The 25091-nt window shown below is 73.0% G+C and carries 22 protein-coding genes and 1 pseudogene; 16 read left to right on the top strand and 7 right to left on the bottom strand.

Features of this window, described 5'->3' with window-relative positions; all coding sequences use genetic code 11:
- The first annotated feature begins 209 nt into the window (after positions 1 to 209).
- Entirely contained in the window at positions 210 to 1715 is a 1506-nt protein-coding gene (locus Sdi02f_RS23570; protein WP_037824384.1) for a SulP family inorganic anion transporter, read from the top strand.
- Between the two features lie 75 nt (positions 1716 to 1790).
- Here the strand turns inward: Sdi02f_RS23570 and Sdi02f_RS23565 are convergent, their stop codons facing one another.
- Positions 1791 to 2213, bottom strand: a complete 423-nt coding sequence (locus tag Sdi02f_RS23565) for a VOC family protein (protein ID WP_030399882.1) — start codon at positions 2211 to 2213, stop codon at positions 1791 to 1793.
- Between the two features lie 213 nt (positions 2214 to 2426).
- Here Sdi02f_RS23565 and Sdi02f_RS23560 point away from each other — a divergent pair, with 213 nt between their 5' ends.
- Together Sdi02f_RS23560 and Sdi02f_RS23555 are read left to right on the top strand one after the other, a co-directional pair.
- On the top strand, positions 2427 to 3434 hold the full coding sequence (locus Sdi02f_RS23560; protein WP_108933976.1) for a recombinase family protein: 1008 nt from the start codon (positions 2427 to 2429) through the stop codon (positions 3432 to 3434).
- Positions 3435 to 3464: 30 nt separating this feature from the next.
- Positions 3465 to 3992 (top strand): annotated as a pseudogene (locus Sdi02f_RS23555) (transposase); the annotation flags it as partial.
- Between the two features lie 24 nt (positions 3993 to 4016).
- Here the strand turns inward: Sdi02f_RS23555 and Sdi02f_RS23550 are convergent.
- Positions 4017 to 4817: an SDR family oxidoreductase gene (locus tag Sdi02f_RS23550; protein ID WP_108933975.1), complete on the bottom strand. Its 801-nt coding sequence runs from the start codon at positions 4815 to 4817 to the stop codon at positions 4017 to 4019.
- A gap of 98 nt (positions 4818 to 4915) precedes the next feature.
- On the opposite strand from Sdi02f_RS23550, the gene Sdi02f_RS23545 reads away from it, so the two are divergent.
- Complete coding sequence (locus Sdi02f_RS23545) at positions 4916 to 5473, top strand: TetR/AcrR family transcriptional regulator (RefSeq protein ID WP_108933974.1); 558 nt, start codon at positions 4916 to 4918, stop codon at positions 5471 to 5473.
- Positions 5474 to 5619: 146 nt separating this feature from the next.
- Positions 5620 to 6852 (top strand): radical SAM family heme chaperone HemW, encoded by a 1233-nt coding sequence (gene hemW, locus Sdi02f_RS23540; protein ID WP_108934052.1) that lies wholly within the window; start codon positions 5620 to 5622, stop codon positions 6850 to 6852.
- Positions 6853 to 6967: 115 nt separating this feature from the next.
- On the opposite strand, the gene Sdi02f_RS23535 is transcribed toward hemW, so the two are convergent.
- Both Sdi02f_RS23535 and Sdi02f_RS23530 read right to left on the bottom strand, forming a co-directional pair.
- Positions 6968 to 7777 carry a DUF3097 domain-containing protein gene (locus Sdi02f_RS23535; RefSeq protein WP_108933973.1) on the bottom strand — a complete coding sequence of 270 codons (810 nt, stop codon included), beginning with the start codon at positions 7775 to 7777 and terminating at the stop codon, positions 6968 to 6970.
- Between the two features lie 34 nt (positions 7778 to 7811).
- Positions 7812 to 8546 (bottom strand): MBL fold metallo-hydrolase, encoded by a 735-nt coding sequence (locus Sdi02f_RS23530; RefSeq protein WP_053639399.1) that lies wholly within the window; start codon positions 8544 to 8546, stop codon positions 7812 to 7814.
- Positions 8547 to 8695: 149 nt separating this feature from the next.
- Here Sdi02f_RS23530 and hrcA point away from each other — a divergent pair, with 149 nt between their 5' ends.
- From hrcA to Sdi02f_RS23510, 4 genes are all read left to right on the top strand, one after another.
- Positions 8696 to 9712 carry a heat-inducible transcriptional repressor HrcA gene (gene hrcA / locus Sdi02f_RS23525; RefSeq protein WP_030399874.1) on the top strand — a complete coding sequence of 339 codons (1017 nt, stop codon included), beginning with the start codon at positions 8696 to 8698 and terminating at the stop codon, positions 9710 to 9712.
- On the top strand, positions 9713 to 10849 hold the full coding sequence (dnaJ, locus tag Sdi02f_RS23520) for a molecular chaperone DnaJ (protein ID WP_030399873.1): 1137 nt from the start codon (positions 9713 to 9715) through the stop codon (positions 10847 to 10849).
- A gap of 271 nt (positions 10850 to 11120) precedes the next feature.
- Positions 11121 to 12206, top strand: coding sequence for a nitronate monooxygenase (locus Sdi02f_RS23515; RefSeq protein WP_108933972.1), 1086 nt, complete (start codon positions 11121 to 11123; stop codon positions 12204 to 12206).
- Entirely contained in the window at positions 12203 to 12952 is a 750-nt protein-coding gene (locus Sdi02f_RS23510; protein WP_030399871.1) for a 16S rRNA (uracil(1498)-N(3))-methyltransferase, read from the top strand. The genes Sdi02f_RS23515 and Sdi02f_RS23510 overlap by 4 nt, the downstream gene beginning before the upstream one ends.
- Positions 12953 to 12986: 34 nt before the next feature.
- On the opposite strand, the gene Sdi02f_RS23505 is transcribed toward Sdi02f_RS23510, so the two are convergent.
- Positions 12987 to 13364 carry a hypothetical protein gene (locus Sdi02f_RS23505; protein WP_108933971.1) on the bottom strand — a complete coding sequence of 126 codons (378 nt, stop codon included), beginning with the start codon at positions 13362 to 13364 and terminating at the stop codon, positions 12987 to 12989.
- 98 nt (positions 13365 to 13462) lie between these two features.
- Here Sdi02f_RS23505 and Sdi02f_RS23500 point away from each other — a divergent pair, with 98 nt between their 5' ends.
- The 5 genes from Sdi02f_RS23500 (at position 13463) to Sdi02f_RS23480 (ending at position 19646) form a co-directional block, all read left to right on the top strand.
- On the top strand, positions 13463 to 13954 hold the full coding sequence (locus tag Sdi02f_RS23500) for a hypothetical protein (protein ID WP_031184578.1): 492 nt from the start codon (positions 13463 to 13465) through the stop codon (positions 13952 to 13954).
- Positions 13955 to 14021: 67 nt separating this feature from the next.
- On the top strand, positions 14022 to 17225 hold the full coding sequence (locus tag Sdi02f_RS23495; RefSeq protein ID WP_108933970.1) for a S41 family peptidase: 3204 nt from the start codon (positions 14022 to 14024) through the stop codon (positions 17223 to 17225).
- A 127-nt stretch (positions 17226 to 17352) separates the two neighbouring features.
- Positions 17353 to 17706, top strand: a complete 354-nt coding sequence (locus Sdi02f_RS23490; RefSeq protein ID WP_108933969.1) for a histidine triad nucleotide-binding protein — start codon at positions 17353 to 17355, stop codon at positions 17704 to 17706.
- Positions 17707 to 17721: 15 nt separating this feature from the next.
- Complete coding sequence (locus tag Sdi02f_RS23485; protein ID WP_030399866.1) at positions 17722 to 18627, top strand: ribonuclease Z; 906 nt, start codon at positions 17722 to 17724, stop codon at positions 18625 to 18627.
- A gap of 20 nt (positions 18628 to 18647) precedes the next feature.
- Complete coding sequence (locus Sdi02f_RS23480) at positions 18648 to 19646, top strand: adenosine deaminase (RefSeq protein WP_030399865.1); 999 nt, start codon at positions 18648 to 18650, stop codon at positions 19644 to 19646.
- Between the two features lie 3 nt (positions 19647 to 19649).
- Here Sdi02f_RS23480 and Sdi02f_RS23475 read toward each other — a convergent pair whose 3' ends face one another.
- Positions 19650 to 21005 carry an MFS transporter gene (locus Sdi02f_RS23475; RefSeq protein WP_030399864.1) on the bottom strand — a complete coding sequence of 452 codons (1356 nt, stop codon included), beginning with the start codon at positions 21003 to 21005 and terminating at the stop codon, positions 19650 to 19652.
- A 324-nt stretch (positions 21006 to 21329) separates the two neighbouring features.
- Between Sdi02f_RS23475 and Sdi02f_RS23470 the strand changes: the two genes are divergently transcribed.
- Both Sdi02f_RS23470 and Sdi02f_RS23465 read left to right on the top strand, forming a co-directional pair.
- Entirely contained in the window at positions 21330 to 22625 is a 1296-nt protein-coding gene (locus tag Sdi02f_RS23470) for a glucarate dehydratase family protein (protein ID WP_108933968.1), read from the top strand.
- 168 nt (positions 22626 to 22793) lie between these two features.
- Complete coding sequence (locus Sdi02f_RS23465; RefSeq protein WP_164367488.1) at positions 22794 to 23930, top strand: carbohydrate kinase family protein; 1137 nt, start codon at positions 22794 to 22796, stop codon at positions 23928 to 23930.
- A gap of 159 nt (positions 23931 to 24089) precedes the next feature.
- Here Sdi02f_RS23465 and era read toward each other — a convergent pair whose 3' ends face one another.
- Positions 24090 to 25043 carry a GTPase Era gene (gene era / locus Sdi02f_RS23460; RefSeq protein ID WP_030399861.1) on the bottom strand — a complete coding sequence of 318 codons (954 nt, stop codon included), beginning with the start codon at positions 25041 to 25043 and terminating at the stop codon, positions 24090 to 24092.
- Positions 25044 to 25091 lie beyond the last annotated feature (48 nt).

The following is a 25091-nucleotide window of genomic DNA, read 5'->3' as shown; positions in this document are numbered from 1 at the left end:
CGATCGCCGCCGCCTGCCCGCCGTGACCCTTCGCCCTCGGACGTGACCCGCCCGGCCGGGCACCGCCCAGGCCCCGCAGCTCGCGTCCTCCACGACTTCCCGGCCCGCCTCGGGCCGCCCGCGGGATACCGGCCGGTCTCCCGCGCTCCCTCCCGCACGCCCCCGGCCCGTCCGGCGGTGTGCCCGAGCACGACAGGTACGCATCTCCCTTGTCTTCTGATGCTGTGACTCCCGCCGCGCGGCTGCGCGGCCTCAAGCCCGACTGGCGGAACAATCCCAAGGTCTGGCGCACCGAGGTCCTGGCCGGCCTGGTCGTCGCCCTGGCGCTGATCCCTGAGGCGATCTCCTTCTCGATCATCGCCGGTGTCGATCCGGCCATCGGCCTGTTCGCCTCCTTCACCATGGCCGTGGTCATCTCGATCGTCGGCGGCCGCCGCGCGATGATCTCCGCCGCCACCGGCGCCATCGCCCTCGTGATCGCACCCCTGAACCACGAGTACGGCCTGGGCTACCTGATCGCCGCCGTCATCCTCGCCGGCGTCATCCAGGTGATCCTGGGCGCGCTCGGGGTGGCGAAGCTGATGCGGTTCGTGCCGCGCTCGGTGATGGTCGGCTTCGTCAACGCGCTCGCGATCCTGATCTTCATGGCGCAGGTGCCGGAGATGCACGACGTGCCCTGGGCGGTGTACCCGCTGATCATCGGTGGGCTCGCGCTGATGGTGTTCTTCCCGAAGGTCACCAAGGTGATCCCGGCCCCGCTCGTCTCGATCGTCATCCTGACCGTCATCACGGTCGCGGCCGGTATCGCGGTGCCGACCGTGGGCGACAAGGGCGACCTGCCGTCCTCCCTGCCGGTGCCGGGCCTGCCGGACGTGCCCTTCACCATGGACACCCTGACGACGATCGCCCCGTACGCCTTCGCGATGGCGCTGGTCGGCCTGATGGAATCCCTGATGACGGCGAAGCTGGTCGACGACATCACCGACACCCACTCCTCCAAGACCCGTGAGTCCATCGGCCAGGGCATCGCCAACATCGTCACCGGCTTCTTCGGCGGCATGGGCGGCTGCGCCATGATCGGCCAGACGATGATCAACGTGAAGGTCTCCGGCGCCCGCACCCGCCTCTCGACCTTCCTGGCGGGCTCGTTCCTGATGGTGCTGTGCATCGCCTTCGGCCCCGTCGTCTCCGACATCCCCATGGCCGCCCTGGTCGCCGTCATGGTCATGGTGTCCTTCGCGACCTTCGACTGGCACTCCATCGCCCCCAAGACGCTCAAGCGGATGCCCGCCGGTGAGATCGCCGTCATGGCCATCACCGTGATCGTGGTGGTCGCCACCGACAACCTCGCCATCGGTGTCGTCGTCGGCTCCATCACCGCCATGGTCATCTTCGCCAAGCGGGTCGCCCACCTCGCCCGCGTCCACAGCGTCCTCGACCCCGACGGCACCACGGTCGTCTACCGGGTCACCGGAGAGCTGTTCTTCGCCTCCTCCAACGACCTCGTCGGCCAGTTCGACTACGCCGGCGACCCCGACAACATCGTCATCGACCTGTCCGAGGCCCACGTCTGGGACGCCTCCTCCGTCGCCGCCCTTGACGCGATCGAGACCAAGTACGCCCAGCGCGGCAAGACCGTGGAAATCACCGGGCTGAACGACCTGAGCGCCGACCTCCACGGCAAGCTCACCGGAGAACTCACCGGCAGCCACTGACCCCCGGCGCCATGCGAACCACAGCACAGGGCCCCGGCCCCACCGGCCGGGGTCCTGTCGTCTCTTCCCAGCGCCCTACTCCGGCGAGGAGCCCTGGTAGGTGCCGAAGGTCCACAGGTTGCCCTCCGGGTCCTGCACCGTGCACACGTACGCCGCGGCCCCCGACCCGAACCGTGTCTCGTGCGGCGCTTCGAGGACCTCGCCGCCCGCGTCGACCACTCGCCGGTGCACCGCGTCCACCTCGTCGCTCACTACGTAGACCGCGCTGGTGCCCGCCCGCATCCGCCCGTGCACGCTGTCCGTGTGCCTCGTCGAGCCGAACACCAGCGCACCACCGCCAGGCCAGCGCAGCTCCGCGTGCCCGATCCCGCCGTGCTCATCCGGCGCGGCGACCACCTGCTCGAACCCCAGCACGTCGACCAGGAAGCGCAGCGCCGCCTTCGTGTCGTCGTAGTGCAGGACCGGCCAGACCGAGGACAGGGAGGCATCAGGCGACATACCGATCATCGTAGGCAGACAGGCGCCACACCCCAAGAGCCCACGGACGCCAGCGCGACGCCTGGACTCTCACAAACAATCCTTTGCGCGAACAAGATCAAAAATTGGCCGCCGGACCCCGTTCGGCACCCGATCGGTTCTCGGAACCCGTTCTCGCTCAAAAGAAGGGGATGAGCCCCTTATGAGACTTGCATTGTGCGAAAATCCGGGCCCATGACGGACCCTCAGCAGCCCTCGCCAACCGACCGGTCGGACGCCGACGACGTCGAACAGCACGCCTGTCCGAAGTGTGACGCGCAGCCCGGCTCGCCGTGCCGCTCGCGCGGCGGCGCGGTCGCCTCCGCCTACCACACCCGCCGCTTCACCCTGGTGCCCCGGCTGAAGAAGGCTCTACGGGTGCCGACCCCCGCCGACCGCGGACCGGGCCGGCCATGGCGGCCGGGCACCCCGCCGCCGGCGCCGATCGACCCGGACCTGCCGAGCGCGGACATCCGCATCGGCTACGCCCGCTGCTCGACCCTCGGGCAGGAACTCGACTCCCAGCTCGACGCGCTCAGCAAGCACGGCATCCCCAGGGGCAAGATCTTCAGCGAGAAGATCAGCACCCGCGTCCGAGTACGGCCCAAGTTCGAGGAAGCGCTGAGGACCGCGCGGGAAGTCAAGGCGCACGCCCCGCACTGCCGGGTCATCTTCACCGTGTACGAGATGAAGCGGCTCGGCCGCGACGCCGCCGAACTCACCGCGCTCGCCGACCACCTCACCGCCCACGGCCTGGTCCTGGAGATGCTCGCCGGGCCCCTGCCCGGCATCTACGACCCCACCGGTCCGGGCAAGCTGCTGTTCGCATTCTTCGCAGCGATGGCGGAGACCGAGCGGGAGAACATCCGCGAGTCGACCCTGGAAGGGCTCGACACCGCAGCCCGCAAGGGCAAGCACGGCGGCCGGCCGCCGGTCATCACCGACGACATGCTCCACACCGTGCTGCGGCGCCGCGCGGGCGGCGAGTCGGTCGAGCAGATCCAGCCCGACCTGATCATCCCCACCGGCAAGCGCAAGGGCCAGAACCCCTCGGTGGCCAGCATCTACCGGGCGCTCGCCGAGCACGCCAAACGCGAGGCGTATCCCGAAGCCGTCAAGGCCGCACACGCCGACTTCGCCGCCATGAACAACGGAGCGGTCCCCGAGCCCCGCACTCAAGCAGAGGCTCTGAAATCACACTGAGCTACTTGTCCCCTCGCCGTAGCTATACGAGAACAGGGCCATCTCGCGGGCTGGGCCGGCTACGGCTACTGCGCCTCCCACTCCCGGTTCTTTTGGGGCCTACGCTTGTACCTGGTGTGCACCCCGACCGGAATGCCGATCATGTGGGCGCTGGCCAACCCGAAGATAGGCGAGCGCGAGGTCCTTGCGGCGATGCTGGAGGTCGACGCCGACCTGGTCGCCGACCGCGAGGGCATCGTGCTGATCTCGGACAAGGGCTTCGCGTCCAAGCCATTCGAAAAGGCCCTCGCCGGGCAAGGCATCGAGCTGCTGCGGCCCTCGCGCAAGCGGGAGAGGCAGCGGTACGGCGAGCCGGTGCTCAAGAAGGTCCGCCAACTGATCGAGTCGGTCAACGACACCCTCAAGGGTCAGCTCGACCTGGAGCAACACGGTGCACGCACCATCGAAGGCGTGGCGGTCCGCGTCGCCCAGCGCGTCCTGGCCCTGGCCGCAGCGATCTGGCACAACAACAAGACCGGTGCAACCGTCCCCCGATCACTGATCGCCTACGACCACTGAACCGATCAGGAACTTCGCGCCTGGCTAGACCGTCGGAATGCTGCCGCCGTCGACGACGTACTGGCTGCCGGTGAGGAACGCCGCGCGGTCGGAGGCGAGGAACGCGACGAGTTCGGCGACGTCGGCGGGCTGGCCGGGGCGCCCGAGCGGGATGCCGACCCGGTCGATCAGCTGCCGGCGGGCCGTTTCGGCGTCCTGGCCGCTGTCGGCGGTGATCTGGTTCAGACGCCGGGTGACGGCCGGGGTCTCGACGAGTCCGGGGACGACGGTGTTCACTCTGATCCCGTGCTTGCCGACCTCGTTGGCCAGGCCCTTGCTGTAGACGGTCGTCGCGGCCTTCGCCGCCGCGTACGGGAGGGACGCGGGGCCGGGCAGGCGGGCTTGGCCCGATGTGACGTGGATGATGACTCCGCGGTTTTGCGCGATCATCCCCGGCAACAGGGCCCGGTCCAGGCGGACCGCGGACATCAGGTTGGTGTCGAGGTCGCGGTACCAGTCGTCGTCGGCCGCGTCGAGCGCCCCGCCTGGGATGTGCGTCTGGCTGCCGGCGTTGTTGATCAGGACATCGATTCCTCCGAGCAACTGCGTCGCCTGCGCGGCGAGGACGGCGGCCCCGTCGGCGGTGGCGAGGTCGGCGGCGACGAACCTGCCGGCCGGCGGCTCGACGACCGGCGTGCGGGCCGCGACGACGACGTCGGCCCCGGCCTCGGCGAACCGGACCGCGACAGCCGCGCCGATTCCCTTCGTGCCGCCGGTGACCAGGACTCGAACGCCGGCAAACTCGCCAGCTGGCCCAGAGGCGGATGTCACGGTGGTGGATGTCATGCGACACAACTCCTTCGTCGGAGGGCGCCGCCTTCCGGGAGTCGGCGGTCGGTTAGGGTGAGCCTCACTCTACAATAAAACGAGAGGTCGTTCTTTTTATGCCCAAGGTTACCCAGGAGCACCGCGACGCCCGGCGCCGGCAGATCCTGGCCGCCGCCCGCGAGGTGTTCGCGGCCAAGGGCTTCGCCCAGACCTCCACTGGTGAGATCGTCGCCGCCAGCGGACTGTCCACCGGAGCGGTCTACAGCTACTTCCCCAGCAAGAACGACCTGGTGGCGGCCGTCTGCGAGGACGCCGTGGATCACCTCATCGACCTCGCCAGCATCCGCGACGCTGCCGAACTGCTCGACCGGGTCCGCGCCCGCCACGGCGGCCACGCCCGGCTGATGGCGCAGGTCTGGGCCGAGGCCGCCGTCTCGCCCGACCTCGCCGCCCAGATCCGGGCGCAACTGGCCAAGGACCAGGAGAAGGTCGCCGGGCTCATCCGCCAGGACCGCTGCGCCCGCGGCCTGCCCGACTCGCCGGACCCCTCCGGCGTGGCCGGCGCACTGCTCGCCATGCTCACGGGATATTCGCAGCGCCTGGCCATCGGCCAGGACATCGACACCGCCGCCTTCCGGCAGGCCCTCCAAACCCTGCTTGGCGACGCGACCTGAAAGCACAGATCTGGGCAGACGGCGCCGTATCAGCTGCTAGTGACCAAGACTGAGGCGAAGTGGATCAGCCCTTTTGCCCCGGCGACATTAGGAACAACTCGTCTAGCGGGGCGGGGGATCCGCGCGGGTACGGGACAATGGAACGCATGCCCTCCGCACTCCCCGACGGCGAGCCCGTCCCCGCCGACGGCGCCCTGCCCGCGTCCGCGCTCGCCGGGGCCGCAGACCGCCCCCTCGGCTTCTACCTGCACGTGCCGTACTGCGCGACCCGCTGCGGCTACTGCGACTTCAACACCTACACCGCGACCGAGCTGCGCGGCACCGGAGGCGTCCTCGCCTCCCGCGACAACTACGCCGACACCCTCGTCGACGAGGTGCGCCTGGCCCGCAAGGTCCTCGGCGACGACCCCCGCGAGGTCCGCACGGTCTTCGTCGGCGGCGGTACGCCCACGCTGCTGGACGCCGGGGACCTGGTGCGGATGCTGGGCGCGGTCCGCGACGAGTTCGGGCTGGCGCCGGACGCGGAGATCACGACGGAGGCCAACCCGGAGTCGGTCGGCCCGGCGTACCTCGCCGCTCTCCGCGAGGGCGGCTTCAACCGGATCTCCTTCGGCATGCAGAGCGCCAGGCAGCACGTCCTGAAGATCCTGGACCGCACCCACACCCCCGGCCGCCCCGAGGCCTGCGTCGCCGAGGCCCGCGCGGCCGGCTTCGACCACGTCAACCTCGACCTGATCTACGGCACCCCGGGCGAGTCCGACGACGACTGGCGGGCCTCCCTGGACGCCGCGCTCGGCGCCGGCCCCGACCACGTGTCGGCGTACGCCCTGATCGTCGAGGAGGGCACCCAGCTCGCCCGGCGCATCCGGCGCGGCGAGGTCCCCATGACCGACGACGACGTCCACGCCGACCGGTACCTGATCGCCGAGGAGACCCTCGCCGCGGCGGGCTACGACTGGTACGAGGTGTCGAACTGGGCCACCTCCGACGCCGGGCGCTGCCTGCACAACGAGCTGTACTGGCGGGGCGCCGACTGGTGGGGCGCGGGACCGGGCGCGCACTCCCACGTGGGGGGCGTGCGGTGGTGGAACGTGAAGCATCCCGGCGCGTACGCGGGGGCGCTGGCGGCGGGGAAGTCGCCGGGCGCGGGGCGCGAGGTCCTCACGGACGAGGACCGGCGGGTGGAGCGGATCCTGCTGGAGCTGCGGCTGCGGGAGGGGGTGCCGTTGTCGCTGCTGCGGGAGGCGGGGCTCGCGGCGGCGCGGCGGGCGCTGTCGAAGGGACTGCTGGAGGAGGGGCCGTACGGGGCGGGGCGGGCCGTGCTCACGCTGCGCGGGCGGCTGCTGGCCGACGCGGTGGTGCGGGACCTGGTGGACTGACGGCAGGTTTCCTCGCCCCCGCCGCCCCTTCCCGTCCCGACCCCGGGGGCGCTGCCCCCGGACCCCCGCTCCTCAAACGCCGGAGGGGCTGGATCTCACTGGCTGGGTGAGCACGTCACGCCGTCACGAAGTCGATCAGTTCCTCCACCCGTCCCAGCAGCTCCGGCTCCAGGTCCCTGTACGACCCCACCCGCGCCAGGATCGCCTGCCACACCGCCCCCGTGTTCTCCGACGGCCAGCCCAGCGCCCGGCACACCCCCGTCTTCCAGTCCTGACCGCGAGGCACCCGGGGCCACCCCTCGATCCCCACCGACGACGGCTTCACCGCCTCCCAGATGTCGATGTACGGGTGGCCCACCACCAGCGCGTGCTCACTCGTCACCGCCTCCGCGATGTGCCACTCCTTCGACCCCGGGACCAGGTGGTCGACCAGGACGCCCAGCCGCGCGTCCGGGCCCGGGGCGAAGTCGGCGACGATCGACGGGAGGTCGTCCACGCCGCCCAGGTACTCCACGACGACGCCCTCGATGCGCAGGTCGTCGCCCCAGACCTTCTCGACCAGTTCGGCGTCGTGCCGCCCCTCGACGTAGATGCGCCCGGCGCGCGCCACCCGGGCGCGTGCGCCGGGGACGGCGACCGAACCGGACGCCGTACGGGCGGGGCCGGAGCGCGCCGGAGCGGGGGAGGACGGGCGGACCAGCGTCACCACGCGCCCCTCCAGCAGGAAGCCGCGCGGTTCCAGCGGGAAGACGCGGTGCTTGCCGAAGCGGTCCTCCAGGGTCACCGTGCCCGCCTCGCAGCGGATCACCGCGCCGCAGAACCCGGTGCCGGGCTCCTCGACCACGAGGCCGGGATCGGCCGGCACCTCGGGGACGGGCTGCGGCTTCTTCCACGGAGGGGTCAGGTCGGCGGAGTACTGGCGCATTCTGCCGACGATACGAGGAACGACGGCCCCGTGATCAGCGCGACACGCCGAACCGGGCGGCCAGCGCGTCCCGTTGGGCCCGCACGAACGCCGCGTCCACCACCGCTCCGTGACCGGGGACGTACAGCGCGTCGTCGCCGCCCAGCTCCAGCAGCCGGTCCAGGGCGGCCGGCCAGCGGGCCGGTACGGCGTCGGGGCCCGCCTGCGGTGCGCCGGACTCCTCGACCAGGTCGCCGCAGAAGACGACCGCCGGGGTGCCCGGCACCAGGACGGCCAGGTCGTGCCCGGTGTGTCCCGGGCCCACGTCGGCCAGCAGGACCCGTCGGCCGCCGCCCAGGTCGAGCGTCCGCCCGCCGTCGACCTCGTGGGTGACGGCCACGAGCGCGTCGGCCGCCTCCCGCGCCTCCCGCGCGTCCAGTCCCTCGGCCGTCGCGTCCGCGCGCAGCGCCTCCCGCTCCTGTCCGCCCGGCGCGAACAGCGCGCCCGTACCCGTCGCTCCGTACACCCGCGCGCCCTCGAACGCCGCCGCGCCGAAGACGTGGTCGAAATGCGGGTGGGTCAGCGCGAGATGTGTCACACGGCGGCCGGCGAGCCGTCGCGCCGCCCCGCGCAACCGGGCGCCCTCCGCCAGGCTCGACCCCGCGTCCACCATCAGCGCCGCGTCCGCGCCGCGCACCAGCCCCGCCGTGCAGTCCCAGCCCGGCAGCCGGCACCGCCCCACTCCGTCCGCCAGCCGCTCCCAGCCCAGCTCTTCCCAAGTCACCGTCACGGCGACGACGCTAACGGCTTGGCCCCGGCCTTGCCGGGGGCGTACCCCACGGCCGTACACTGGGCCGGGGAAGTCTGGCACTCGCGAGCCGTGAGTGCCAGGACAGACAGGCCGGAAACGGGCGGACGACTGCTGGAGGTGCGCGCGCAATGCTCAGTGAACGCAGGCTTCAGGTGCTGCGCGCCATCGTCCAGGACTACGTCGGCACCGAGGAACCGGTCGGTTCCAAGGCCCTCACCGAGCGGCACAACCTCGGCGTCTCCCCGGCCACCGTGCGCAATGACATGGCGGCCCTGGAGGACGAGGGATTCATCGCCCAGCCGCACACCAGCGCCGGGCGCATCCCGACCGACAAGGGCTACCGGCTCTTCGTCGACAAGCTGGCCGGCGTCAAGCCGATGACCGCGCCCGAGCGGCGTGCCATCCAGAACTTCCTGGAGGGCGCCGTCGACCTCGACGACGTCGTGGCCCGCACGGTGCGGCTGCTGGCGCAGCTCACCCGGCAGGTCGCCGTCGTGCAGTACCCGTCGCTGACCCGCTCGACCGTGCGGCACGTGGAACTGCTCTCGCTCGCGCCCGCGCGCCTGATGCTCGTGCTGATCACGGACACCGGCCGGGTCGAGCAGCGGATGATCGACTGCCCGGCGCCGTTCGGCGAGGCCTCGCTGGCCGATCTGCGGGCGCGGCTCAACAGCCGGGTCGCGGGACGCCGTTTCACGGATGTGCCGTCCCTGGTGGAAGATCTGGCGGAGCCCTTCGAGGCCGAGGATCGCGGTACGGTCTCCACCGTGCTCTCCACTCTCCTGGAGACGCTGGTCGAGGAGAACGAGGAGCGGCTGATGATCGGCGGCACCGCCAATCTGACCCGCTTCGGGCACGACTTCCCCTTGGTGATCCGGCCGGTGCTGGAGGCGCTGGAGGAGCAGGTCGTGCTCCTCAAGCTGCTCGGCGAGGCGAAGGATCCGGGCGTGACCGTACGGATCGGTCATGAGAACGCCCACGAAGGACTCAACTCAACGTCCGTCGTGTCGGTCGGCTACGGTTCGGGCGGCGAGGCGGTTGCCAAGCTCGGCGTGGTCGGACCGACCCGCATGGACTACCCGGGAACGATGGGAGCGGTACGCGCAGTGGCACGGTACGTCGGACAGATCCTGGCGGAGTCGTAGGTGGCCACGGACTACTACGCCGTACTCGGCGTGCGCCGCGACGCTTCCCAGGACGAGATCAAGAAGGCGTTCCGGAGGCTCGCCCGCGAGCTGCACCCGGACGTCAACCCCGATCCGAAGACCCAGGAGCGGTTCAAGGAGATCAACGCCGCCTACGAGGTGTTGTCGGACCCGCAGAAGAAGCAGGTCTACGACCTCGGCGGCGACCCGCTCTCGCAGGCGGGCGGCGGTGGGGCCGGCGGCTTCGGCGCGGGCGGCTTCGGGAACTTCTCGGACATCATGGACGCGTTCTTCGGGACGGCGTCGCAGCGCGGACCGCGCTCGCGCACCCGCCGCGGCCAGGACGCGATGATCCGCATCGAGGTCGAGCTGGACGAGGCGGCCTTCGGCACGACCAAGGACATCCAGGTCGACACCGCGGTCGTCTGCAACACCTGCAACGGCGAGGGCGCGGCGCCCGGCACGTCGGCCCAGACGTGCGACATGTGCCGCGGCCGTGGTGAGGTCTCGCAGGTCACCCGGTCCTTCCTGGGCCAGGTCATGACCTCCCGCCCGTGCCCCCAGTGCCAGGGCTTCGGCACCGTGGTGCCCACCCCGTGCCCCGAGTGCGCGGGCGACGGCCGGGTCCGCTCCCGGCGCACCCTCACCGTGAAGATCCCGGCCGGTGTGGACAACGGCACGCGGATCCAGCTCGCGGGCGAGGGCGAGGTCGGCCCCGGCGGCGGCCCCGCCGGCGACCTGTACGTCGAGATCCACGAGCTGTCCCACTCCACCTTCCAGCGCCGCGGCGACGACCTGCACTGCACGGTCACCATCCCGATGACGGCGGCGGCCCTCGGCACGAAGGTGCCGCTGGAGACCCTCGACGGCATGGAGGAGGTCGACATCCGCCCGGGCACCCAGTCGGGCCAGTCGATCCCGCTGCACGGCCGGGGCGTCACCCACCTGCGCGGCGGCGGCCGGGGCGACCTCATCGTCCACGTCGAGGTCACCACCCCGGGCAAGCTCGACCCCGAACAGGAACGCCTCCTGCGCGAGCTGGCCAAACTCCGCGGCGAGGAACGCCCGCAGGGGCAGTTCCAGCCCGGGCAGCAGGGGCTGTTCTCGCGGTTGAAGGACGCGTTCAACGGTCGGTGACGTCGTGCCCGGCGGGGTCGGTGGTCGTGCTGGTGAGGGCGGCCGCCGGAGCGTGCCGGGGGTCCGGGGGTCGTTCCCCGGGCAGGCACGGTCAGCCGGGGCAGCAGGGGCTGTTCTCGCGGTTGAAGGACGCGTTCAACGGGCGGTGACGCGGGGCGCTGACGGGCGGTTCGCCGGGAGACGGTGATCCCTCCGGGATGCGGATGCTCCTGGCTTATGCCAACGGAAGCCCGGATTCGGACGTGTGGGGAGGACGTGACACCATGCCGTCATGTCCTCCGCACTGACCGATCTCTTCCCCTACCCGATCGTGCAGGCGCCCATGGCGGGCGGCGTCTCCGTGCCGCGGCTCGCGGCCGCGGTGTCCGAGGCGGGCGGGCTGGGCTTCCTGGCCGCCGGGTACAAGACCGCGGACGGGATGTACCAGGAGATCAAACACCTGCGGGGACTGACCGGCCGCCCCTTCGGCGTCAACCTCTTCCTCCCGCAGCCGGAGACGGCCGACGCCGCCGCCGTCGAGGTCTACGCCCACCAGTTGGCCGGTGAGGCAGCCTGGTACGAGACGGAGCTGGGCGACCCCGACAACGGCCGGGACGACGGCTACGACACCAAGCTCGCCGTGCTGCTGGACAACCCCGTGCCGGTGGTGTCCTTCCACTTCGGCGTCCCGAGCCGTGAGGTCGTCGACTCCCTGCACCGCGTCGGCACCTTCGCCCTGGTCAGCGCGACCACCGCCGACGAGGCCCGGGCCGTCGAGCAGTCCGGCGCCGACGCGGTGATCGCGCAGGGCGCCGAGGCCGGCGGCCACCAGGGCACCCACCGGGACAACCCGGAGACCGGCGGCGCGGGCACCGGGCTGCTGTCGCTGGTCGCCCAGGTCCGGGAGGCGGTGAGCCTGCCGATCGTCGCCGCCGGCGGCATCATGCGCGGCGCGCAGATCGCCGCGGTCCTCGCGGCCGGCGCGAGCGCGGCCCAGCTCGGCACCGCCTTCCTCGCCACCCCCGAGTCCGGCGCGCACGACCTGCACAAGCAGGCGCTGACCAACCCCCTGTTCGTCCGCACCGAACTCACCCGCGCCTTCTCCGGCCGCCCCGCCCGCGCCCTGGTCAACCGCTTCCTGCGCGAGCACGGCCCCTACGCCCCCGCCGCCTACCCCGAGGTGCACCACCTCACCTCGCCGGTGCGCAAGGCGGCGGCGAAGACGGGCGACGCGCAGGGCATGGCGCTGTGGGCGGGGCAGGGCCACCGCATGGCACGGGACCTGCCCGCCGGAGACCTGGTGGAGGTACTGGCCGCCGAACTCGCCTCCGCCGGGGGCACGTTGGCGCGCTACACGACAGGAGGCGGCACCCGATGACGGCACCGGTGTTCGTGGTCGACTCCCTGCGGCCCCAGGACCTGACCGCGGGCGCGTACGTCCTCGACGGCCCCGAGGGACGCCACGCCGTCTCCGTGAAGCGGCTGCGGGCGGGCGAGGGCGTCGTCCTCACCGACGGACGCGGCCACTGGGCCGAGGGCGTGGTGCAGGCCGCCGAGGGCAAGGACCGCCTGGTCGTCACCGTGCCGGGCGGCGTGCGCGAGGAGCCCGCCGAGCAGCCCCGCATCACCGTCGTGCAGGCCCTGCCCAAGGGCGACCGCGGCGAGCTGGCCGTCGAGACGATGACCGAGGTCGGCGTCGACGCGATCGTGCCCTGGGCGGCGTCGCGCTGCATCACCCAGTGGAAGGGCGAGCGCGGCCTGAAGGCGCTCGGCAAGTGGCGGGCGACGGCCCGGGAGGCGGGCAAGCAGTCCCGCCGGGTCCGCTTCCCCGACGTCGCCGACGCGGCGACGAGCAAGCAGGTTGCCTCACTTCTGGCCGACGCCGACTTCGCCGCGGTGCTCCACGAGAGCGGCGACGCGCCCCTGTCCGGCGCCGAACTCCCCGCAGCCGGCGACATCGTGCTGGTCGTCGGGCCCGAAGGGGGCGTGTCCCCCGAGGAGTTGGCGCTCTTCGCCGAGGCCGGCGCCCGGCCCTACCGCCTGGGCCGCAGCGTCCTGCGCACCTCCACGGCGGGCACCGCCGCGACCGCCGTCCTGCTGTCGCGCACCGGCCGCTGGTCCTGACGGCGCCGGATCGCCGGGTGCCGGCGGGCTCCGGTCAGCCGTCGGTGGCGGCGACGACGGCGGGGAACAGCTCCCAGCCGTCCAGCTCCACCGGCCGGCCCCCGGGCCCGGGCAGCAGGCCGCGCCGCCCGGCGGCCTCGACCAGCGCCCGTACGGCACCGGGTTCGCGCAGGTTGAGCAGGTTGCCGCGGTCGTCGCCCACGCAGCCCTCGTACCAGAGGCCGCCCTCCGTGGTCCACCGGCCCGAGCCGGGCGCCCCCGCGCGGAAGACGAACCGCACCCGGACGCCGTCCCGGTACAGCGTCAGCGCGTCCCGCCAGACGCCGTCGCGCCCCCGTTTCTGCCGGTGACTCCACAGCCAGGGGGTTCCTTCGCCGACGACGAGCCTGCGCTGCCTGCGGTCGTTGCCCATGGCACCCACGGTAGTGAGAGTGGCCGTATGCGCCCTACCGCAGGCCCCAGGCGGGTGGGACGCTGCCCTTCATGTGGGCAATGAGGCGGATTTGGCGCATGGCTCCGGTGGTCGTCGGCGCGGCCGTCGCCGTCGGCGGGGCCGTCGCGTGCGAGCCGGGCGGACTCGGTTCCACGACGGTGGCCTACACGACCGACCAGACCGTGACCCGTGAACTGCAGCGGCACAAGGCGGAGGTGCGCTGGCTCAACTGCACGGCCTCCTCCGGAGACAAGGGCGCCACCGCGTCGGCGGGCGAGCGGTCCGTCGCCGACGTCCACTGCGAGGGCCGGACGGACGACGGCAAGGACATCACCGTCGACGGCAAGGTCACCAAGGTCGTCAACGGCGCCTGCGTGCGCGGGAACCTGAGCGCGAAGGTGGACGGCAAGGAGCGCTTCCGGGTCAAGGGACTGGGCAACTGCGACGCCGCCCCGAGCGCCCCGCCCGCGAACCGGCCCTCCCAGGACCGGCCCGGCCCCACCGTGACCGTCACCCGGACCGTCTGGTGCCCGAGCGACCCGCACTGCGGGCCCGTCGAGGGCAAGTGACGGAGGCGGGCCCGCGGCCGGGAAGTGATCCAAACCTCTGTCGGCGGGCCGCGCCCCTGCATAGGGTATGGGGGTGACTCAGCCCGCAGCGCCTGCCTATCTCCGCTTTCCGCACCCGCACGGCGAGTTGGTCGCCTTCACCGCCGAGGACGACGTGTGGCTCGCCCCGCTCGACGGCGGCCGCGCCTGGCGGGTCAGCGCCGACAACGTGCCGGTGAACCATCCGCGCATCTCGCCCGACGGCACCGCGGTCGCCTGGACCTCCACCCGCGACGGGGCCCCCGAGGTGCACGTCGCCCCCGTCGACGGCGGCCCCGCCAGGCGCCTCACCCACTGGGGCAGCATCAGGACCCAGGTCCGCGGCTGGACCGCCGACGGCCGCGTCCTGGCCCTGAGCACCTACGGCCAGGCCAGCCTGCGCCGCAGCTGGGCGCGCGCCGTCCCGCTCGACGGCGGACCGGCGACCACCCTGCCGTACGGGCCCGTCGGCGACGTCGCCCAAGGTCCGCACACCGTGCTGCTGTCCGCGCCGATGGGCCGCGAGGCCGCCTGGTGGAAGCGCTACCGGGGCGGCACGGCGGGCAAGCTGTGGATCGACCGCGAGGACGACGGCGAGTTCGTCCGGCTGCACGCCGACCTCGACGGCAACATCGAGTACCCCTTCTGGGTCGGCGACCGGATCGCCTTCCTCTCCGACCACGAGGGCACCGGCGCCCTCTACTCCTCCCTCGCCGACGGCTCCGACCTGCGCCGCCACAGCCCCCTCGACGGCTTCTACGCCCGGCACGCCGCCACCGACGGCACCCGCGTCGTCTACTCCTCCGCCGGTGAACTGTGGACGCTGGACGACCTGGACGGTGCGGAACCGCGCCGGCTGGACATCCGGCTCGGCGGCGCCCGCGTCGACCTCCAGCCCTACCCGGTCAACGCCGCCCACTGGTTCGGCTCCGCGTCCCCCGACCACACCGCGCGCGGCAGCGCCGTCGGGGTGCGCGGCGGGGTGCACTGGGTCACCCACCGCTCCGGCCCCGCCCGCGCGCTCGCCGTCACGCCCGGCGTGCGCAACCGGCTGCCGCGCACCTTCCGCGCCGACGGCGAGGAATGGGTGGTGTGGGTGACGGACGCCGAGGGCGACGACGCCCTGGAGTTCGCGCCCGCCACCGGGCTCGCCCCCGGCGCCACCGCGCGGCGCCTGGCCGCCGGGCAGCTCGGCCGGGTGCTGCACCTCGCCGTGGCCCCCGACGGCAGCCGCGTCGCCGTCGCCTCGCACGACGGGCGGGTCCTGCTCGTCGAGCGCGAGAGCGGCGAGGTCCGCGAGGTCGACCGCAGCGAGGACGGCGACGCCTCCGGCCTCGTCTTCTCGCCCGACTCCGCCTGGCTCGCCTGGTCCCACCCCGGCCCGGAGCCGCTGCGCCAGCTCAAGCTCGCCAACACCACCGACCTGTCGGTGAGCGAGGCGACCCCGCTGCGCTTCAAGGACTACTCCCCGGCCTTCACCCTGGACGGCAAGCACCTCGCCTTCCTCTCCACCCGCTCCTTCGACCCGGTCTACGACGAGCACGTCTTCGACCTCGCCTTCGTCGAGGGCGCCCGGCCCTACCTGATCACCCTCGCCGCGACCACGCCCTCGCCCTTCGGCCCGCAGCGCCACGGCCGCGCCTTCGAGACCCCGGACCGTGAGGAGACCCCCGACAGCGAGGGCACCCCCACCACCCGGATCGACATCGAGGGCCTCGCCGACCGCATCGTGCCCTTCCCGGTGGAGGCCGCCCGCTACTCCCGGCTGCGCGCCGCCAAGGACGGCGTCCTGTGGCTGCGCCACCCGCTCACCGGCGTCCTCGGCGCCTCCCGCGCCAACCCCGAGGACCCCGACCCCAACACCGAGCTGGAGCGGTACGACCTCGTCCAGCAGCGCGTCGAGCACCTGGGCGGCGACGCCGACCACTTCGAGGTCAGCGGCGACGGCAAGCGGGTGCTGCTGTGGACCGACGGCCGGCTCAAGGTCGTACCCAGCGACCGGCGGGCCTCCGGCGACGAGGACAGCGACACCAACGTCGCCGTCGACCTCGGCCGGGTCCGGCAGACCGTCGAACCGGCCGCCGAATGGCGGCAGATGTTCGACGAGACCGGCCGCATCATGCGCGACCACTTCTGGCGGGCCGACATGAACGGCGTCGACTGGGACGGCGTCCTCGACCGCTACCGGCCCGTCCTCGACCGCGTCGCCACCCACGACGACCTGGTCGACCTCCTGTGGGAGGTGCACGGGGAACTCGGCACCTCGCACGCCTACGTCACCCCGCGCGGCGGTCACGGCTCCGGCGCCCGCCAGGGCCTGCTCGGCGCCGACCTCTCCCGCCACGAGGACGGCGCCTGGCGCGTCGACCGGGTGCTGCCCTCCGAGACCTCCGACCCCGACGCCCGCTCCCCGCTCGCCGCACCCGGGGTCGCCGTGCGCGCCGGCGACGCGATCGTCGCGGTCGCGGGCCAGGCCGTGGACCCGGTCACCGGGCCCGGCCCGCTGCTCGTCGGTACGGCGGGCAAGCCGGTCGAGCTGACCGTCTCGCCGTCCGGCGGGGGAGAGGTGCGGCACGCGGTCGTCGTCCCGCTCGCCGACGAGGAGCCGCTGCGCTACCACGCCTGGGTCGCCGACCGCCGGGCCTACGTCCACGAGAAGTCCGGCGGGCGGCTCGGCTACCTCCACGTGCCCGACATGCAGGCGCCCGGCTGGGCCCAGATCCACCGCGACCTGCGCGTCGAGGTGGCCAGGGAGGGCCTGGTCGTCGACGTCCGCGAGAACCGGGGCGGCCACACCTCCCAGCTCGTGGTGGAGAAGCTGGCCCGGCGCATCGTCGGCTGGGACCTGCCGCGCGGGATGCGGCCGACGAGCTACCCGCAGGACGCGCCCCGGGGACCGGTCGTCGCGGTCGCCAACGAGTTCTCCGGCTCGGACGGGGACATCGTCAACGCGGCGATCAAGGCCCTGGGCATCGGTCCGGTCGTGGGTGTCCGTACCTGGGGCGGCGTCATCGGCATCGACAGCCGCTACCGGCTGGTGGACGGCACGCTGATCACGCAGCCGAAGTACGCGTTCTGGATGGAGGGGTACGGCTGGGGCGTGGAGAACCACGGCGTCGATCCGGACGTGGAGGTGCCGCAGCGCCCCCAGGACCACGCGGCGGGCCGCGATCCCCAGTTGGACGAGGCGATCGCGCTGGCGCTGGCCGCGCTGGAGGAAACTCCGGCGAAGACACCGCCCACACTGCCGTGACCGCGGGCCGTCGTGCCCCCAGTGCCTGGACGGCCTGGGAGATACCCCCCAGGGGGCACGACGGCCCCCGGCTCGGGCGGCGGCGGATACGATGCCTTCCAGAAGATCACTGCGTGAGGAGAGCCAAGTGGCCGGCGAACCCCAGGACGACTGTCTGTTCTGCAAGATCGTCGCAGGGCAGATTCCCGCGACGATCGTCCGCGAGACCGACACCACCGTCGCGTTCCGGGACATCAACCCCCAGGCCCCCACCCACGTCCTCGTGATCCCCAAGGCCCACCACAAGGACGCCGCCGCCCTCGCCGCCGAAACCCCGCAGCTCGCCGCGGACGTCCTGCGCGAGACGCAGGTCGTCGCCGACGCCGAGCAACTGGACAGCTACCGCATCGTCTTCAACACCGGCAGCGGCGCCGGACAGACCGTCTGGCACGCGCACGCCCACGTGCTCGGCGGACGCGGCCTCCAGTGGCCCCCCGGATAGCCCGGGCCAGGACCCGTGTCCGTACGTGAACTCGTCGTCCTCGGCACCGCCAGCCAGGTCCCGACCCGGCACCGCAACCACAACGGCTACCTGCTGCGCTGGGACGGCGAGGGCATCCTGTTCGACCCCGGCGAGGGCACCCAACGCCAGATGCTGCGGGCCGGGGTCGCCGCCCACGACCTGAACCGGATCTGCGTCACGCACTTCCACGGCGACCACAGCCTCGGCCTCGCCGGCGTGATCCAGCGCATCAACCTCGACCGGGTCCCCCACGAGATCACCGCCCACTACCCGCGCTCCGGGCAGCGGTTCTTCGAGCGGCTGCGGTACGCCACGGCCTACCGCGAGACCGTCGCCCTCACCGAGGCCCCGGTCGACACCGACGGCCCCCTCGCCCGCACCCCCGCCTACACCCTGGACGCCCGCAGACTCTCCCACCCCGTCGAGTCGTACGGCTACCGGCTCACCGAGCCCGACGGCCGCCGCATGCTGCCCGACCGCCTCGCCGCGCACGGCATCAAGGGCCCCGACGTCGGCCGCATCCAGCGCGAGGGCTCGCTCAACGGCGTCCCACTCGACGAGGTCAGCGAGGTCCGTCGCGGCCAGCGGTTCGCGTTCGTCATGGACACCCGGCTGTGCGCGGGCGTGCACACGCTCGCCGAGGACTGCGACCTGCTGGTCATCGAGTCGACCTTCCTCGACGAGGACGAGGCGCTCGCCGCCGACCACGGCCACCTCACCGCAGGGCAGGCGGCGCGGGTGGCCCGGGACGCGGGCGTGCGGCACCTGGTGCTCACGCACTTCAGCCAGCGCTACCCGGAGCCCGAGGAGTTCGAGCGGCAGGCACGCGCGGCCGGGTACGCGGGGGAGCTGACCGTGGCCCGCGACCTCACCCGCGTCCCGGTTCCGAAACGCCGGTGAAACGGTCGTACGATGCTCTGATGCCCCTGCCCAAAGCTGAACTGCACCTCCACATCGAAGGCACCCTCGAACCCGAGCTGGCCTTCGCGCTGGCCGCCCGCAACGGTGTCGCGCTCCCGTACGCGGACGAGGACGCCCTGCGCGAGGCGTACCGCTTCGAGGACCTCCAGTCCTTCCTGAACCTGTACTACGAGCTGATGGCCGTCCTGCGCACCGAGCGGGACTTCGAGGACCTCGCCCACGCCTACCTCGCCCGCGCCGCCGCGCAGGGCGTGCGGCACGCCGAGATCTTCTTCGACCCGCAGGCCCACCTCGCCCGGGGCGTGGAGATGGGCACGGTCGTGGAGGGGCTGTGGCGGGCGCTCGGCAGCAGCCGCGAGAACCACGGCGTCTCCACCCGGCTGATCCTCTGCTTCCTGCGCGACGAGTCCGCCGAGTCGGCGATGGCGACGCTGGAGGCGGCCAAGCCGTACCTGGACCGCATCACCGGCGTCGGCCTGGACTCCGCCGAGGTCGGCCACCCGCCGGTGAAGTTCCGCGAGGTGTACGAGGCCGCCGCCGCCCTCGGGCTGCGCCGGGTCGCCCACGCGGGCGAGGAGGGCCCGCCCGCGTACGTCGTCGAGGCCCTCGACGTCCTCGGCGTCGAGCGCATCGACCACGGGCTGCGTGCGGTGGAGGACCCGGCGCTGGTCGAGCGGCTGGTGCGCGACCGCGTTCCGCTCACCCTGTGCCCGCTGTCCAACGTGCGGCTGCGCACGGTCGACACCCTCGCCGGCCACCCGCTGCCCGCGATGCTCGACGCGGGCCTCATGTGCACCGTCAACTCCGACGACCCCGCCTACTTCGGCGGCTACGCGGGCGACAACTTCGACGCCGTGCGCACCGCCCTCGGCCTCAGCGAGGAGCGCCTGCGGGAACTGGCCCGCAACTCCTTCCTCGCCTCCTTCCTGGAGGACGACGAGGAACTGCGGGCGCGCTGCCTCGCGGAAGTCGAGGCGTACGAGTTCCCGGCGGCGTAGGACTCAGCCCGTCCCGGACCCCGGTGTGGCCGCCGCCTGCCGGGGTCCCGCCGTGTCGTAGGCCCCCCGCTCGGCCACGGCCGGGGCCTCCACGTCGATCTCCACGACCGGCTGCTCCACCGCACCGACCTCCGGCACCGCACCGCTCGGCGTACCCGTGGCCGCGGCGACCAGCGCCGCCGGGGTGCCGCCGCGGCGGCGGATCGCGCCGGGCAGCAGCGGGCGCCCGCCGGTGTGCAGGGCGACGGCGGTCATCGGCGCGGCGAGCAGCAGCAGTCCGGCGCCGAGCACCAGGCCCATGACGGGATAGCCGGCCTGCGCCGAGAGCACACTGCCGGTCAGCGGCCCGGCCGCCGAGCCGAGCGAGCACGCCGAGCCCACGAGCACCGCCCACCGGCCGCGCGCGTCGAGCGAGGCGGCGAGGCCGATCAGGTACGACAGGACGACCGGGTAGAAGGTGTTCCAGGCGATCTCGCCGGTCGCGAAGGTCGTCGGGGTGGTCGCGGACGCGCTCACCGCGATGCAGACCCCGATGAGCGCCGTGCCCGCGCCGACGGGCATCGCCCGTCCCAGCCGCGGCCCGAGCGCACCGGCCGCCAGCACGCCCACCAGGCCCGCGCCCAGCGCGACGGCGAAGACGGCGCCGAGGGCGGCGTCGCCCAGCCCGGCCTGCGTCAGGCCGATCCGGCCGCTGACGCCCCACAGGGAGTTCTGTGCCAGGGACCAGCACAGCACCGCGACGGCGAGGACCAGTCCCGAACGGCGGTGGGGGAGCGGGGCGGCGCCGATGTCGCCGGTGCCGTGCGCGGCCGGGGCGTCCGCCGTGCCGTCCGGCAGGCGGCCGGCCGGCAGCCAGACCGCCAGCGCGGTCAGGGCGATGGCGGCCAGTGGCAGGCCGTGCGCCCGGCCGAGGTGGGGCACCGTCAGGTACACCGCACCGGCCAGCGCGGACACGCTCAGCAGACCCAGGGTGGAGGCGCGGTGGGGGTCGCGTTCGGCGGCGATCAGGGAGGCGGCGACGGTCATGGCCGTCCCCGACCCGAAACCGCCCACGACCGCGCCGACGACGACGGCCGGGACGGCGGTGGTGAGCGCGGCGGTGCCGTAGCCGAGGAAGGCCAGCGCGAGCCCGAAGCGGGCCAGTGTCCGGGGGCCGAGGCTCCGCACCCGGGAGGCCAGCAGGAAGCCCGCGGTCGCCGAACTCAGCAGCAGCGCGCTGCCGACGGCGCCCGCCTGCGTGGTGGACAGCGGAAGGCTGGTGTCGAGTCTGCCCACGGTGGTGGGCAGCAGGTACGGAGGCAGGTAGCCGGCCGTGAAAAGGGCGACGAGGGGCCAGGGAGTGGTGCGGGGGGCGAACACGGGCGTTCCCAGGGCATGCGAAAGGGACGGTGGGAAGAAAGAGGGGGCGACGACCGTCGATCGAGAGGGGCGCGCGGGGCAATTTGTATCAAGCGTGGGGAGGCGACAAACAGGCGGGCCGGTGTGATCTGGATCACATTGTTGTTTGTCTGTTTCGAAGCTGGGTAGCAGTGCTCGCCGCCCTTGCTGAAAGCGCCCCGTTTCGCGCCGGGGCGGACTGGTCGATCTCCTCGCGTGCGCCCTGTGTGCGCCGTGGGCCCATTGACGTCATCGGTTCACTTACCTAGCCTCCATTCCCATACATGGACGAAGGAAAGGTGTCCCGTGCCCACCGATCTCACCGTCACGGCCGTCCGCCTCACGCCGGTCCTGGTCGCGGACCCGCCGCTGCTGAACACGCAAGGGGTGCACCAGCCGTACACTCCCCGCCTGATCGTCGAGGTCGAGACGGCCGGCGGGGCCCGGGGGGTCGGCGAGACCTACGGCGACACCAAGTACCTGGAACTGGCCCGCCCCCTCGCCGAGCTGCTGGTGGGCCGTCAGGTCACGGACGTGAACGCCCTGTTCGCCCTCGCCGACGAGGTCGCCGTCGACTCCTCCCGGGTCTCCGGGCAGGTCGACGTCGGCGGGCTGCGCGGTTCCCAAACGGCCGACAAGCTGCGCCTGTCCGTGCTGTCCGGCCTCGAGGTCGCCTGCCTCGACGCCCTCGGCAAGGCGCTCGGCCTGCCCGTGCACGCGCTGCTCGGCGGCAAGGTCCGGGACGCCGTGGAGTACAGCGCCTACCTCTTCTACAAGTGGGCCGGCCACCCCGAGGGCGTGGCGTGCGAGAAGGACGACTGGGGCGCCGCCCTCGACCCGGCCGGCGTGGTCGAGCAGGCCCGTGCCTTCACCGAGCGGTACGGCTTCACCTCCTTCAAGCTCAAGGGCGGCGTCTTCCCGCCCGACGAGGAGATCGCCGCCGTCCGGGCCCTCGCCGCGGCCTTCCCCGGCCGCCCGCTGCGCCTGGACCCCAACGGTGCCTGGTCCGTGGAGACCTCACTGAGGGTCGCCGAGGAACTCGGGGACGTCCTGGAGTACCTGGAGGACCCCGCGCTCGGCACCCCGGCCATGGCCGAGGTCGCCGCGCGGACCGGGGTGCCGCTGGCGACCAACATGTGCGTGACGACGTTCGCCGAGATACCGGAGGCGTTCGCCAAGGGCGCCGTCCAGGTCGTGCTCTCCGACCACCACTACTGGGGCGGGCTGCGCAACACCCGACACCTCGCGGCCGTCTGCCGCACCTTCGGCGTCGGCGTCTCCATGCACTCCAACACCCACCTCGGCATCAGCCTCGCCGCCATGACCCACGTGGCGGCGACCGTGCCGAACCTCCACCACGCCTGCGACTCCCACTACCCGTGGCAGTCCGAGGACGTGCTGACCGAACGCGTCGCCTTCGACGGCGGCCGGGTCACCGTCTCCGACGCCCCCGGCCTCGGCGTGGAACTCGACCGCGACCGGCTGGAGTTCCTGCACCGGCGCTGGCTCGACGACGACGGCACCCTGCGGGACCGCGACGACGCCGCCGCGATGCGGGTCGCCGACCCCGGGTGGGTCACCCCGTCCGTGCCGCGTTGGTGACCGGCGGTTCCGTCGCCTGCGTCCGGTTGCCGACGGTGTGGTGCACACTGGCCTGATCCGCACCATGCCAGGGAGCGCACCGTGACAGCCTCCACCGTGTCCACCGTCTCCGATGCGGCCACCGTCTCCGACGTGTCCGCCGTCTCCGACGTGCCCGAGACGCCCGTCCTGCCGGCCGACGAGAGAACGCACCGCCACACCCAGGGCGGAGCGGCGCACCGCCGGCCCGAGGTCGACCCCCTCGCCGCCCTGCGCACCCCGCAGGATCCGCCCTGGGACGTGTACCTGACCGGCACCGTCTTCCTCGACGTCGTCTTCACCGGACTCGACTCGGCCCCGGTGCGCGGCACCGAGTCCTGGGCACGGGGGATGGGGTCGAGCCCCGGCGGCGTGGCGAACATGGCGACCGCGCTGGCCCGCCTCGGCCTGCGCACCTCGCTGGCCGCCGCGTTCGGCGACGACCACTACGGCGACTACTGCTGGGACGCCCTCGCCCAGGGCGAGGGCATCGACCTGTCCCCGTCCCGCACCGTGCCCGGCTGGCACTCTCCGGTGACGGTCTCGATGGCGTACGAGGGCGAGCGCACGATGGTCTCCCACGGCCACGAGCCGCCGCCCGAGGAGCCCTCCCCCGACTGCCCGCCCCGTGCCCGTGCCGCCGTCGCCTCCCTCACGCCCGGCGTGCGCGCCCCCTGGATCGCCCAGGCCGCCGCCCGCGGCACCCGCGTCTTCGCCGACGTCGGCTGGGACGACACCGGCGCCTGGGACCTGGCCGGGCTGCCCGACCTCGCGCACTGCGAGGCCTTCCTGCCGAACGCGGAGGAGGCGATGCGCTACACCGGCGCCACCTGCCCGCGGGCCGCCGCGCACGCCCTGACCGAGCACGTGCCGCTCGCGGTGGTCACCCTCGGTGCGGACGGCGCCTACGCGGTGGACCGGCGGACGGGGGAGAGCGCCGAGGTCCCGGCCATCGAGGTGGAGGCCCTGGACCCGACCGGCGCCGGGGACGTCTTCGTGGCCGGGTTCGTCACCGGCACCCTGGCCGGCTGGCCGCTCGCCGACCGCCTGGCCTTCGCCGGCCTCACCGCGGCGCTGTCCGTGCAGGAGTTCGGCGGTTCGCTGTCGGCGCCGGGGTGGGGCGAGATCGCCACCTGGTGGCGCAAGGTCCAGTCCGTCGAGCGCCAGGACCCCGCGGCCCTGCGCCGCTACGCCTTCCTGGCCGACCTCGTCCCCGACGACCTGCCCGGCTCCTGGCCCCTGCGCCGAGCCGTCCCGACCATCGGCTTCCGCCCCCCGACGCGCTGACCGCCACGCCCTCCGGGGGCTTCGGAGCCCGGGCCGCCGCGGCTGCCCGGGGCCGCGCCGCCCGTCCTGGGCGTGCCGCTGCCGCCGCGTGGCCGGGGTACGGGCCCGGGTCCGCCCCGGGTGGTTCAGGGGCCCGGGCCCGGGGTTCCCGGGGGTGGTTCAGAACCCGAGGCGGCGGAGTTGCTTGGGGTCGCGCTGCCAGTCCTTGGCGACCTTCACGTGCAGGTCCAGGAAGACCGGGGTGCCGAGCAGCGCCTCGATCTGCTTGCGGGACTTGATGCCGACGTCCTTCAGGCGCTTGCCCTTGGGGCCGATGATGATGCCCTTCTGGCTGGGGCGCTCGATGAAGACGTTGGCGTGGATGTCCAGCAGCGGCTTGTCCGCGGGGCGGTCCTCGCGCGGCAGCATCTCCTCGACGACCACCGCGATGGAGTGCGGCAGCTCGTCCCGCACGCCCTCCAGCGCGGCCTCCCGGATCAGCTCGGCGACCATGACCTGCTCGGGCTCGTCGGTCAGGTCGCCCTCGGGATAGAGCGCGGGGCCCTCGGGCAGCAGCGGCGTGAGCAGGTCGGCGAGCAGATCCACCTGCTGGTTGGCGGTGGCCGACACCGGGACGATCTCCGCCCAGGCGATCCCCAGCTCCTTGCCGAGCTGGTCGATGGCGATCAGCTGCTCGGCCAGGGCCTTGGAGTCCACCAGGTCGGTCTTGGTGACGATCGCGATCTTCGGGGTCTTCCTGATCCCCGCCAGCTCCTTCGCGATGAAGCGGTCACCCGGGCCCAGCTTCTCGTTGGCCGGCAGGCAGAAGCCGATGACGTCCACCTCGGCCCACGTCGTGCGCACCACGTCGTTGAGCCGCTCGCCCAGCAGCGTGCGCGGCTTGTGCAGCCCCGGGGTGTCCACCAGGATCAGCTGGGCGTCCTCCCGGTGCACGATGCCGCGCACGGTGTGCCGGGTGGTCTGCGGGCGGTTGGAGGTGATCGCCACCTTCTGCCCGACCAGAGCGTTCGTGAGGGTGGACTTGCCCGCGTTGGGACGGCCCACGAAGCAGGCGAAGCCGGCCCGGTGAACTGTCTCGGCCGGTTCTTCGGATGACTGGGTACGAACGCTCATGGCGCCCATTGTCCCTGATCCCCGGAGCCCCGCCGTACCACGGTCGGC

The sequence above is a fragment of the Streptomyces ardesiacus genome, from assembly GCF_003112575.1.
GTDB lineage: Bacteria > Actinomycetota > Actinomycetes > Streptomycetales > Streptomycetaceae > Streptomyces > Streptomyces ardesiacus.
The sequence above is the reverse complement of the archived record's forward strand: the minus strand, read 5'-3'. Positions and strand labels throughout refer to the sequence as shown.

Bases quoted from the DNA above. Each gene is read 5' to 3' on its own strand.
- Sdi02f_RS23500 (WP_031184578.1), top strand. From the start codon at position 13,463: ATGGCTCCGGTGGTCGTCGGCGCGGCCGTCGCCGTCGGCGGGGCCGTC.
- hemW (WP_108934052.1), top strand. From the start codon at position 5,620: ATGCCCTCCGCACTCCCCGACGGCGAGCCCGTCCCCGCCGACGGCGCC.
- era (WP_030399861.1), bottom strand. From the start codon at position 25,043: ATGAGCGTTCGTACCCAGTCATCCGAAGAACCGGCCGAGACAGTTCAC.
- Sdi02f_RS23510 (WP_030399871.1), top strand. From the start codon at position 12,203: ATGACGGCACCGGTGTTCGTGGTCGACTCCCTGCGGCCCCAGGACCTG.
- hrcA (WP_030399874.1), top strand. From the start codon at position 8,696: ATGCTCAGTGAACGCAGGCTTCAGGTGCTGCGCGCCATCGTCCAGGAC.
- Sdi02f_RS23565 (WP_030399882.1), bottom strand. From the start codon at position 2,213: ATGTCGCCTGATGCCTCCCTGTCCTCGGTCTGGCCGGTCCTGCACTAC.
- Sdi02f_RS23535 (WP_108933973.1), bottom strand. From the start codon at position 7,777: ATGCGCCAGTACTCCGCCGACCTGACCCCTCCGTGGAAGAAGCCGCAG.
- Sdi02f_RS23515 (WP_108933972.1), top strand. From the start codon at position 11,121: ATGTCCTCCGCACTGACCGATCTCTTCCCCTACCCGATCGTGCAGGCG.
- Sdi02f_RS23545 (WP_108933974.1), top strand. From the start codon at position 4,916: ATGCCCAAGGTTACCCAGGAGCACCGCGACGCCCGGCGCCGGCAGATC.
- Sdi02f_RS23505 (WP_108933971.1), bottom strand. From the start codon at position 13,364: ATGGGCAACGACCGCAGGCAGCGCAGGCTCGTCGTCGGCGAAGGAACC.
- Sdi02f_RS23495 (WP_108933970.1), top strand. From the start codon at position 14,022: ATGGGGGTGACTCAGCCCGCAGCGCCTGCCTATCTCCGCTTTCCGCAC.
- Sdi02f_RS23480 (WP_030399865.1), top strand. From the start codon at position 18,648: ATGCCCCTGCCCAAAGCTGAACTGCACCTCCACATCGAAGGCACCCTC.
- Sdi02f_RS23550 (WP_108933975.1), bottom strand. From the start codon at position 4,817: ATGACATCCACCACCGTGACATCCGCCTCTGGGCCAGCTGGCGAGTTT.
- Sdi02f_RS23560 (WP_108933976.1), top strand. From the start codon at position 2,427: ATGACGGACCCTCAGCAGCCCTCGCCAACCGACCGGTCGGACGCCGAC.